The organism is Streptomyces sp. NPDC037410 (genome assembly GCF_055602235.1).
The window spans coordinates 199714-210613 of sequence record NZ_JBVJWR010000011.1; the positions used below are offsets into that span (position 1 = coordinate 199714).

Annotated in this window: 5 protein-coding genes; all 5 read right to left on the bottom strand. The window is 75.2% G+C overall.

The window, feature by feature from the left end; translation table 11 throughout:
• Positions 1-5: 5 nt before the first annotated feature.
• Genes ACZ7HT_RS20370 through ACZ7HT_RS20390 form a run of 5 tightly spaced genes read right to left on the bottom strand, consistent with a single transcriptional unit; the run spans position 6 to position 10644 of the window.
• The gene (locus ACZ7HT_RS20370; protein ID WP_471167539.1) at positions 6-3629 is read right to left on the bottom strand and encodes a tubulin-like doman-containing protein; all 3624 of its coding nucleotides are present in this window, start codon (positions 3627-3629) and stop codon (positions 6-8) included.
• 22 nt (positions 3630-3651) lie between these two features.
• On the bottom strand, positions 3652-6048 hold the full coding sequence (locus ACZ7HT_RS20375; RefSeq protein WP_471167542.1) for a VWA domain-containing protein: 2397 nt from the start codon (positions 6046-6048) through the stop codon (positions 3652-3654).
• Between the two features lie 8 nt (positions 6049-6056).
• Positions 6057-6575: a Pycsar system effector family protein gene (locus tag ACZ7HT_RS20380; protein WP_471167544.1), complete on the bottom strand. Its 519-nt coding sequence runs from the start codon at positions 6573-6575 to the stop codon at positions 6057-6059.
• Positions 6572-8209: a hypothetical protein gene (locus ACZ7HT_RS20385; RefSeq protein ID WP_471167546.1), complete on the bottom strand. Its 1638-nt coding sequence runs from the start codon at positions 8207-8209 to the stop codon at positions 6572-6574. The genes ACZ7HT_RS20380 and ACZ7HT_RS20385 overlap by 4 nt, the downstream gene beginning before the upstream one ends.
• On the bottom strand, positions 8206-10644 hold the full coding sequence (locus ACZ7HT_RS20390; protein ID WP_471167549.1) for a hypothetical protein: 2439 nt from the start codon (positions 10642-10644) through the stop codon (positions 8206-8208). Before ACZ7HT_RS20390 ends, ACZ7HT_RS20385 begins: the two co-directional genes overlap by 4 nt.
• Positions 10645-10900: the final 256 nt, after the last annotated feature.

Genomic DNA, 10900 nt, shown 5'->3' on the forward strand with positions numbered 1-10900 from the left:
TGGACTCACCGCGCCTCACCGCCCCGGTCGCGGCGGTACGGCTCGTCGTCGGCGGACCGGGCGGACCGGACGTCGCCGCCGTAGTCCGCCTCGTCCGCGTACTCCTCGTCGTAATCCCCTCCGTACTCCCCTCCGTACTCCCCTTCGTGCTCCCCTTCGTGCTCCCCTTCGTGCTCCCCTTCGTGCTCCCCTTCGTGCTCCCCTTCGTACTGCCCCTCGTGCCGGCCGTCCTGCCGGCCGTCGTACCGCCCCTCGCGCCGCCCGTCGTCCCGCTCTTCCTCCTCGGGCCCGAAGTCCGGCTCGGGCTCCAGCTCCCAGTTCCCCTCGTAGGCCGACGGGGACGGGGACGGGGAGGGCGGCGTCCGGTGCGGTTGCGCGGAACGCGGGTCGCGCGGGGCCTCGTTCTCGTATCGGACTCCGTTCACGTACCCGTTGTCGTGCGGCACGCGCGGCCCGGCTTCGTGGCGGGCCCTCGGTACGGAGCCCGGCCGCCGGCCAGGCCCCTTGCCCGGGCGCGGCGCGTGCCGTTCGTACAGGGCACGGAGGTTCGCCCGGGTCGCGCGGGCCGCGCTCGGGAAGCGCATGGCGAGGGCGCCCGGGTAGGTGACCTCCCAGAAGTGGCGGAGCGGGGCCAGCCATTCGCTGTCCGCCGGGCCGTACTCGGCGGCGATCCGGTCGATCAGGCGGAGCTGGCGCGGGGCGACCTGCTCGACGAAGTGGGTGAAGAGCGGTGACGGGGGCGCCGGGACCTGGGCGAGGCCCTTCGGCAGGGTGCGCATGAGGCGTTCGCAGAACTGCTCGATGATCTGCCCCTCGTCGAGCAGCGCCCAGCGTTCGTACGCGCGCAGCAGCCCCGCCCAGCTGGAGAGTGCGCCGTCGAAGCCCTCCAGGCGCAGCGACATGGTCGCGGACTCGCCGTCCTGGAGGCTGATGCGGACGAGGCGGGGCGAGTCGGCCGGGCCCTCGGCGGCGATGTGGCCGTTCCACAGGGCGCAGAGCAGCCGGTGGAGGATGCGCTGCCGGTCCTCCTCGGTGGAGACGAGCCAGTCGTCCTGGTAGCCGAGCCGCTGGCGCCAGTGCAGGAAGTCGTCCTCGCCGCCGGAGTCGCGGGCCTCGGACCAGAGGCTGAGGACGCCGCGGACCTCGGAGATGTCGGTGAGGTTCATGCCGCTGCGGAAGAAGACGACGGTGATGGAGTCGGTGTCGACGGCCCGGCATTCGGGGACCACCCGGGCGGGCAGGTTGAGTTCCTGCCCGAGGAAGTCGGAGGCGCGGCCGTCCGACTCGCTCGCCGGGTGCACGATGAGGATCTTCAGCGGGCCGCTGCCGTCGGGGACGAAGCCGACGGGGATGAGTCCGGCGAGCCGGGAGCGGAACTGGTCGAGCCAGCGCGGGTCGACCTTCGCCTCGGCGGTCTCGTCGCCCGCGGCGGCGCGGAGCAGGAGTTCCATGGAGGGCAGCAGGGGGCGGGCGAAGACGTCCTCGTTGGCCTCGCCGAACAGGCGCTTGACCCGCCGCTCGACGACCTGCTTGATCTCCTTCACGGCCGCCCCGGGGCGGAGGACCGCGTCGAGGGCGCGCCGCCAGTCGTCGGGCCCGACGAGCCGGTCGAGGAGGGTCGCGGCGTCGGTGGTCTCGGGGAGGCCCATGCTCTGGGCGAGGCGGTCGACGACGTCGTCGTAGAAGGCGCGCAGGGTGTTCTGCGGGGGCAGCAGATAGGCGATGCCCGCGCGGTCGTCGCGGTAGAGCTCGCGGCGGCGGTCGGCGAAGGACTTGGACTCGTCCTGTTCGTGGGCGCGGAGCGCCTTGGTGAGTTCGGCGACCTCGGCGGTGACGCGGTTGAGGGAGGGCCGCCACTGGGTCTCGCCGGCCTGCCAGCCGCGGTGCCAGAGGACGCGGGCCCGCCACTGGTACCAGGCCTGCTGGGCGGCGAGGGTGTCCTGGACGTCGGGGTCGGTCCACCGGGCGGGTACGACTCCGCCGACGCTGCGCTTGATGTGGGGGATGTTGGGGGCGGCGGTCTGGACGTTCGGCGGCCGTTCGGGGTCGTTGCGCCGGTTGTCGAGCATGCCGGTGAAGCCCTCCCTGGCCACCCGGTCGGGGTGGCCAGGGAGTCCGGCGAGGACGGTTTCGAGCTGGAACGGGCCGATGAGGCCGAGGAGTTCGCGGGTGCCCCCGCCCGGCCTGAAGTCCTCGGTGAGGCGCGGGATCTCGCGGGAGAGGTGGACGTCGAGGCGCTGGAGGGAGTCCTCCATGTCGTTGAGCCGCTGCCGGAGTTCCTGGGTGATGTCCCGGCTGCCGCGCGGGAGTTGTTCGGGCAGCGGGACGTCGGGGGCCTCGCGGCTCCAGAGGCGGCCGATGCCGGAGCGGGTGAAGAGGTCGCGGACGAGGTCCTGTCCGTCGCGGGCGGGCCGCCGGGCGCGTTCGGACATGCCGCGGACGGCCTGGGCGAGGAGGCGGGCGGCGACGATCTCGGCGAGGTCGTCGACGGGGACGGTGAGGGAGGCGGCGAGGCTGGTGGACATGCCCCGGTAGCCGATGCCGGTACGGGCCGGGGTGGCGCGTTCGACGCTCCTGTTGATGAAGCTGGCGGCGAAGGACTGGTAGTCGTCCTCCGCGCGGGTCACCGAGCCGTTGTCGAGTTCGGTGCCGATCAGCGACATCACCATGGCGGTGATGGAGCGACGGAGGTCCTCGGCGCCGATGACGGCCGGCTTGGAGAAGAGGAAGGCGGTCTGCATCGTGGCGGGTCGCAGGGCGACGACCCCGTGGTTGGGGTAGGTGACGCTGAGCCGGCCGTGCTCCTCGACGTCGCCGACGGTGTCGAGGGCGTTGGGCACGTTCTGGTCGTCGACGAGCCGGGAGAGGTCCACGAGGGCGCGGGCGGCGTTGAGTTCGGCCTCGCGGCCGCCGCCCGCCTCGGGCGGGAAGGCGGAGGGCATGACGACGAGGGGGTAGATCTTGACGCCGGGCACGTTGGCGTTGCGGAACTCGTGCCCGATGAGGTGGATGAAGTCGTAGAAGATGCCGGCGCCGGTGCCGCCGGCGACGGAGAAGGCGACGAAGACGTCGCAGCCCCGGATGCGGCCGCCGCCGACCCGCTTGAGGTCGCCCGCCGCCTGCCCGATCGCGCCGATCGCCGCGCGGAGCTGCTGCAGGACGGGGCCGAGGCCGGAGCGCATGGTCGCGAAGAGCGCGGCGCGTCCGACGGTCGGCAGCTGGCCGGCGCCGCTGTTGAGGGGGGCGACGCGCGGCTGGCGGGCCTGCGGCGGCAGCCAGAGCCGGGTCTCCTCGTGGACGGAGACCCGCAGCATGCGGGTCACCTCGGGCGAGGAGTCGAAGTCGGTGGGCAGCAGGTCGCGGACCATGCGGGAGGTCCGGCCGAAGGCGGCGCCCTCGGCGCCCTTGGCCCGGAACTGGGGGTAGCCGAGCAGCTCGCCCTCGCTGAAGTCGGCGTAGACGAACTGGAGGCAGTCGGGCAGCTGGAAGGGCAGCCGGCGGCCGCCGTCGACGAGGTCGGTGCCGTCGGGTCCGCAGAGTTCCCTGCGGAGCTGTCGTTCGAGCTCGCTGCCGATCTTTCCGCCGGTGCCGCCGAGTCCGACGAAGAGCATGGGCTGGTAGATCTTCATGTCGTCTCTCCTCGGTGCCCGTTCAGAAGTTGACGTCGTAGGTGTCGGACCCGCCGGACCCGCCCGCCCCGGAGGAGGAACCGGTGCCGGTGCCAGGACCCGTGCCAGGGCCGGGGCCGGGGCCGGGGCCGGGGTCCGTGCCGGGACCGGTGCCGCCGCCGCGTCCGGGGCCGGGGCCGGGCCTCCTGGGGGGACGGCTCCTCCGCGGCGTGGGCACGCGCCCGCCCCGTACGACGAGTTCGTGCTCGCCCAGACCGATCGGCTCACCGGCCCTGACCGGCACCTGGCGGCCACCGCTGGGGCGCAGCAGCAGCTCGCCGGAGCTGGTGCGGCGCAGCACGTGGGCGGTGGAGGCGGCGGTGCCGCGGACGCTGCGGAGCGTGGGCGGCCCCCCGTACGGCTCGTCGACGGTGAAGGCGAAGGTGCCGCCCTCGCTCTGCCCCCTGCGGATGGTCAGCGCGTACAGGGAGCGGCCGTCGTCGCGCAGTTCGAGGGTGGTCCCGGTGAGGTCGCGCCGGCGGATCCCGGCGAGGATCCGGATCCCGACGAGGGTGCCGAGGACGAGGAGGGCGACGGCGCCGCCGATGACGGCCTTCCACCAGCGGTCCCACCAGGTGGGCGGCGCCACGACGAGGACGTCGAGGAAGGCGGTGTCGAGGACGGTGTCGCCGTCACCGGTGTCCACGGCCGCGACCTGCCCGCCGAGTTCGCCGAGGGCCGTGCCGGGCGCGACGGTCACCGTGAAGGGGATGCTGGTGGTCTTGCCCGCGGCCGCCGTGACGGAGGTCGGGGCGACGGTGAGCTCGGCGCCGGGCGCCTGGTCCTGGAGGGCGAGCCGCAGGGTGTGCGGGGCGGAGTCGTTGTTGGTGACGTCGAGGGTGCCGCGGACGGTGTCGCCCGGGTGCACGGTGGCGCGGTCGACGACGAGCCCCGCGGTCAGCACCGGCACGTCCGCGCCGCGCCGGGCGTGCACCGGGCGCCGGTCGGAGGTGATGCCGGGCGCCGCCATCCGCGTGACGAGCTCCAGGTCGCCGGTGGCCCCGGCGGGCAGGGTGAACGTGCCGGTGAAGCGGACGTCCCCGGCCTTCCGGTCGGGCGCCTGCCCGTCGTCGGCGAGCCGGAAGGTGAAGGGCTGGAAGCCCGCGCCGGCGACCTCGGCGGAGGCCGTGAGACCGGCCAGCTGCCGCGGATCGGTGATGACGACCCCGCGCCGGGTCTGCATCCGCACCTGCACGGTGACCTTCTCGCCCGCGCGCGGGGACGCCGGGTCGAGGGTGACGTCGGAGCGGAGGCGGCCCTGCCAGATGGCGCGGACGGCGACCTCCCGGTCCCGGTGGCCCTCCGGCGCCTCGATGTGCACGCGCCAGCGGCCGGGCAGCGGGTCCTTCACGCGCAGCGCCTCGACCGGCCCGTCCTGGCCGCTCACCTCGAACGTCGAGCCGTCGAACTCGCCCCGCACGGGCACCTTGCGGCCCGCCGGGTCGTAGTAGGTGACCCGTACCTTCGGGTCGTGCTTGGCGACGGTGAGGGAGCCGTCGGTGGCGATGGGCGGGATGGTCACGGTCAGGTCGGCCGGCGGCTTCCCGACGGTGCCCTCGGCGATCCGGGCGCAGCGGGCGGCGGCGAAGGTCTCCTGGAGCGCCTTGTCGATCTCGGCGGAGCCGCCGACGACCCGCATGCGGGGGACGGAGCCGGGGATGTCGGAGCAGGCGCCCCGGTAGCCGCCCTCGGCCATCGCGGTGAGCGCGGAGCGGTCGATCTCGCTGCCGAAGCCGAGCGGCCAGATCTGCACGCCGGCCGCCCGGGCGCGGGCGAGCTCCTCGGTGAGCCGCCGCGCCCCGTTGGACTGGCGGGTGTCCCGGTCGGTGCCGTACTCGGGGCTGTCGGCGACGTCCAGCTTGCCGTCGGTGAGCAGGAAGACGACCTTGGGCACGGGCGGGGTCTTCGCCCCGCCGGCCGTGGTGAGGCGGGTGACGGCCTGCCGGATGGCGGCCGGGAAGTCGGTGCCGGGGCCCATGCGGGCGGTGTCACGGCGGCCGAGCTGCTGGACGCACGCGCTGAGCCGCTCGCGGCCGGCCGCGTCGGCGACGGTCAGCGGGCAGACCTCGCGCACCGGCGACTGGCCGGCCTTCTCGGAGCTGCCGAAGCCGATGACGGCGGCCCGGGAACGCTCCGATATCTCGCCCTGGCTGAGCAGCGCGGCCGCCTCCGTCTCGCGCGCGAGGTCCTTCTCGGCCAGGCTCGCCGACTGGTCGACGACGACGGCGAAGTCGAGCGGATCGGGGCCCTCGGCGGGCTCCGCGGCCGTACGCGTCACGCCCGCGGCACCGGTGGCGGCCGCGGGAGCCGTGAGCGGGCCGGGGAGCGCGAGGAGCACCCCGGCGAGGAGCAGGGCGCTCCCCTTGTTGGTCCAGTGCATCGTCTCTCTCACCACAGTTCGCTGAAGAGGGCCAGGAGGGCGCCGAGCGCGAGCGCGGTCACGCCCAGGCGCAGCCACCGGTACTTCGCCGCGAGCACGAGCCCGTGCACGCCGGCCTGTTCGAGGAGCCAGTCGGTGGCGTCCGCGCCGGACGCGCCGAGCTGCTCCCGCAGCGCGGCCGCGGACGGACCGGCCGTCAGCTCGCGCAGGAACGTGCGGTCCGCGCCGATCCGGGTGCGCGGCAGCACCACCGAGACGAGCATCAGGACCCCGGCCGTCCACAGCGCGCCCGCCGCGAGGAGGAACGCGAGCCCGGTGCCGGTGGTGGGCAGCGGGGCGCGGTCGCCGGAGAACACGACCGCGAGGAAGGCGAGGGCGCCGGACAGCAGGATCGCGGCCTTGGTGTCGGCCCGGCCGATGTCCTCCCGCACGGTGGAGAGGAGCCGCTCGGCCATGTACCGCATCTCCGCGGGCGGTACGGGGGCGGGCGCGGGCGCGGGCGCGGGGGCCTGGTTCGGCGTGCTCATTCGTCGTCCCAGTCGTCGAAGTCGGAGCTGGGCCGGGCGGGCCGTGAGGTCCTGCGCGGCCGGTCGCGGCGCTCGCGGTCGTACGGGTCGTCGCGGTCGTACCGGTCGTTCCGGTCGTACGCGTCGGGCTCGTACCGGTCGCGGCCGTCGTCGAAGCCGTCGTCCCGGCGGCCCCGCGACCTTCCCCGCTCGCGCTCCCGTTCGCGTTCCCGCTCCCGTTCGGAGCCCGACTCGACGCGGGTCGGCTCGTAGACCCGGGGGTCGCGCGGGGCCGGGCCGTGCTCCTCGTCACCGCGTCCGCGCCGGGCGTCACGGGGGTCCTCGTCCCAGTCCGGGTCGCTCGGTTCCGGGGAGGCCTCCTCCAGGGCGCGCCTCCCCCGCGAGCGGTCGCCCGAGCGGTCGCCCGAGCGGTCTCCGGAGGGATTGAGGACCCGGTCGGTGATGCCGCCGAGGACGGTGCCGGTCTGGGACCGCAGGTACATGAGGACCTGGTACATCTGCTCGCCGATGTCGTGCCGCTCCAGGACACCGGTGTCCAGGAGCCGGTTGAAGACCCGCAGGTAGTCGTCCTGGCCCTCGCGCCGCTCCCGCTGGAGCTGGGTGCGGATCTCCCACTGCTTGTCGGGGTTCATCGCCATGTGGTGGGCGATCTGCGCCAGGTCGCCGCGCCGGAAGAGGGCCTCCATCTCGCGGGCGCGCTCGGCGACCAGCGCGCGGTCGGCCGCCTCCCTGCGCCGCTCGGCCTCGGCGACCCGCTCGTCGGCCTCCATGGTGACGCCGACCCGGTCGCGCCGGGAGACCTCGGCCTTGACGGAGTCGTCGAGGTCGATGAAGACGAGGACCCGGGTCCGCAGCCCGATGTCCCGGCCGAAGCTGAGGCGCCCGGCGGCGAGTTCCTCGCGCACGGCCTCGTCGGCGCGCTGCGCCTCGGTGATCCGGAAGCGCCGGGAGAGCCTGCGCAGCCCGTCGAGCAGTTCGTCGTGGAGCAGCTCGGCGACGTCCTCGACCTGTTCCTGGACGACGAGGTGCGGGTCGGTCACCACCCACTGGACCTTCGCGACGGCCTCGAAGAAGACGCCGTCGCCGGCGGCGGGCAGCTGGAGCCGGAACTCGGTGACGTTGCGGCCGAGCCGTACCTCGAAGACGGTGTACGGGGAGCCGAACATGGGCTTGTCGACGTCCTCGGTGCGGTCCGGCCAGACCACCCGGTGGCCGCCGTTGCGGTAGAGCAGCACGGCCGCGACCCGGCCGCTGCGGCGGCGGTACGGGGGCGCGTACTCGCCGATGAGCGGGCCGCGCGGCCGTCCGGAGGCCGCGGACCGGCCGTCGGCCGCCGGGCGCTGCCGCCCCGGGTCCCGCGGCTGCTCCTCGTCTTCCCGCGCGCGGTCGAGGTCGAGGTCGAGGTCCTCGTCCCCGTCGCGGCCGCCGGAGTGCTGTCCGCCGTTCTGGCCCTCGTACGGCCGGCGGTCGCGCTGCTCTTCGTACCGCTGCCGCTCCTGTCGGCCCTGTCCCTCGTAGCGCTGCCGTTCCCGGCCGTCGCGTCCCTCGTACCGCTCCCGGTCGTCGGGGTCCCGGTCGTCCCAGCGGGCGCGCTCGTCCGGCCGCGCGTTCCTGTTCTGCTCGGGCCCGGTCATCGGTTCGCTCCTTCCTTCACGGCGTCCCACATCCGGCGCGCCGCGCTCTTGTCCAGGGGCCGGTCACGGTCCCGGACGAGTTCGTTCAGCAGTCCCCTGAGCCGGTCCCGGTCGCGGCGGTCGACCGCGAGGCGGGGCAGGAAGGCGCAGACGTGCCCGAGCGCCTCGGGGTCCTTCGCGGCGCGCCGGAGCAGGCCGCCGAGGGCTTCGAGGGCGGCCTCTCCCGAGCGGGCCGTGGCGAGGGTGTGCCGCAGCAGCCACGCGAGTTCGGACGCGAGCCCGGGCCGGGTCGCGAGCAGGGCGACGAGCAGGGGCCTTGCCGCGTGCTCGTCGAGTTCGGGCACGTCGCGCAGCGCCCACAGGTGGGTGGTCCTGGTGCTCAGCGCACGGATGACGGTGAGGTGGACCAGGTTGGCGAGGTTGAGCCGGCCGTCCTCCAGCCACCGGCGGAGCCGTCGGAGGACGGGCTCCGGTTCTCCGGAGGCGAGCAGCCGGGCGGTGCTGAAGGAGGCGGGCACGAGCACGTCGCCGTCGGCGGGCTCGCACGCCCTGACGACCCGGGCGAGGGCGTCGAGGGAGCCGGGCACGTCCCCGGCGGCCAGGACGAAGCCGTGCGCGAGGAGGGCCGTCGCGACGAGCGTGGAGTCCTCGGCGACCGCCCAGTCCTTCAGTACGGAGGCGACGGCCGGCCTGATCCGGGGATCGCGCGCGGACTCGGCGAGCGCGGTCGCGGCCGCGAGGCGGGTGACGGGGGCGTCCGTCACGGCGAGGGGGACGATCAGCTCCCGGAAGCCGTGGATCCAGTCCCAGGAGCAGAGCACCCCCGCGGCGACGGAGGCCCGCACCCACACCTCGGCGCGCGGGTCGTCGCAGAGGGCGCGCAGCCAGCGCGCCACCGGACCGCGGACGTTGTGGTAGCCGTGCCAGATCTCCCCGAGGACGGCGGCGGCCAGGGCCTCGCCCCGGAAGCGCACGGCCCGTACCGGCACCTTCGCCGGGCCGAGGTCCAGTTCGCCGTCCTCCAGGACGGCCCGCGCGCGCGTCGGCCGGTGCTCGGCGTGCGCGCCGAACAGGCGCCGCCCGGGGGCCTGTCCGGGGTCGAGGGTGACGGCGAGTTCCCAGGAGAGGAGTTCGGCGGCCTCGGCGGCGAGGCTGTAGGCGGAACCGTCGAACACGGCGACGGCGATCCGGAACGCCCCGGCGTTCAGGGCGGGGAGCGCCTCGGGGAGCACACCGGGCCGGTCGGCGCCCGCGAACCACTCGCGGGCCTGTGCCGTCACGAACCCGGCGCACTCCGCCAGGAGTTGATCGTCCGTCATCTCCCCGCGCCAGTGCCGGGCGAGGTGCTCGGCGAGGCGGGCGGCCTCGCGGGGCCGCAGCTCCTCCAGGCCGAGCGCCCGGACGACGTCGGGGCGCGCGGCGAGCGCCCGCGCGGCGCCGAGGGCCTCGGCGGGCTCGCCGCGCAGCCGTTCCCGGAGATGCCTCCGGAGGACCTCGCCGGCGGGCGGCGGCGCGCAGTACATCCCGTACCGTCCGCGCAGCAGCCGGTCGGCCGGCTCGCCGCTCTCGACCAGGACGATCCCGTACGCGTCCCGGCTGCGGAGCAGCTCCCCGAAGCGGTCCAGGTGCAGTTCGGAGAGGCGGGTGGCGGGGCGGCGGGCAGGGGCGGCGGCGCCGTCGCGCGGTGCCTCGTTCTCGGTCCGGCTGTCCTCCGTGAGCAGCTCCATGAGGTGCCCGCCGCCCTCCTGGAGGGCCTCGCCGGTGATCTCGTCGACGCCGTGACGGGGGTCGAGGCGGAAGACCTTGCCGCCGGTGACCTCGTCGAGGAGGGCGAGCGCGGTGGCCTTGCGGCCGCTGCCGGGCTCTCCGCACAGGACGAGGACCCGGTTCTCGCGGAGCCGTTCCTTCATCCGCTGGTAGCCGGCGATCTCGCAGTACACCTGGGCGAGATGGGCGAGCGTCTCGGGCGGTACGGGTCCCCGGACGAAGCGCGAGGCGTCGCCGAAGCCGTACACGGAGAAGAACTGGTTGCCCTCGAAGAACGTCCCGTCGCCCTGGACGCTGGTGTGGCGGTCGCCGGCCGTGCTCGCCCAGGTGCGCAGGGCGCGGCGGGCGGTGGCGGCACCACCGGTGTCGCCACCGGCGAGCGGCCCCCGGTCGGCGGACGCGAAGACGTTCGCCTCGCGCGGGGGTTCACCGGAGCCGTCGCCGCGGTGGCCGTCACGGTCTCGGTCCCGGTCGCGGTCGCGGTCTCGGTCTCGGTCCCGGTCGCGGTCCCGGTCGCTGCGGTCACCGCGCCCCCGTTCGCTCCGATCGCCCCGATCGTGCGCGTCGGCCCGGTGGTCCCTGTCGCCCCGGTCGTCACGGTGGTCCCGGTCGTGGCCGGAGTCCGGGGTGTCGCTCCCCGTCGCCGCGTCGTCGTCCTGGTCGCTCACTCCGGTTCACCCGCCCCCGTGGCCGCGGCCGTGCCCGCGCCCGCGCCCGTGCTCTTGCGGATGCCGGTGAAGTCGCCGTGGAAGGTGTTGCCGTGGACGTCGAGCAGGTCTCCCCCGACGTGGTACGTACGGTCTCCGCCCCCGGTCCGGGGGGGGGGGGGGGGGGCCCCCCCCCCCCCCCCCCCCCCCCCCCCCCCCCCCCCCCCCCCCCCCCCCCCCGCAGTGGGCCGGAGTTGTGCTGCCCGGGAGCCACCCA

Excerpts from the sequence above, each read along its gene's own strand:
- ACZ7HT_RS20370 (WP_471167539.1), bottom strand. The coding sequence starts at position 3,629 with ATGAAGATCTACCAGCCCATGCTCTTCGTCGGACTCGGCGGCACCGGC.
- ACZ7HT_RS20375 (WP_471167542.1), bottom strand. The coding sequence starts at position 6,048 with ATGCACTGGACCAACAAGGGGAGCGCCCTGCTCCTCGCCGGGGTGCTC.
- ACZ7HT_RS20380 (WP_471167544.1), bottom strand. The coding sequence starts at position 6,575 with ATGAGCACGCCGAACCAGGCCCCCGCGCCCGCGCCCGCGCCCGCCCCC.
- ACZ7HT_RS20385 (WP_471167546.1), bottom strand. The coding sequence starts at position 8,209 with ATGACCGGGCCCGAGCAGAACAGGAACGCGCGGCCGGACGAGCGCGCC.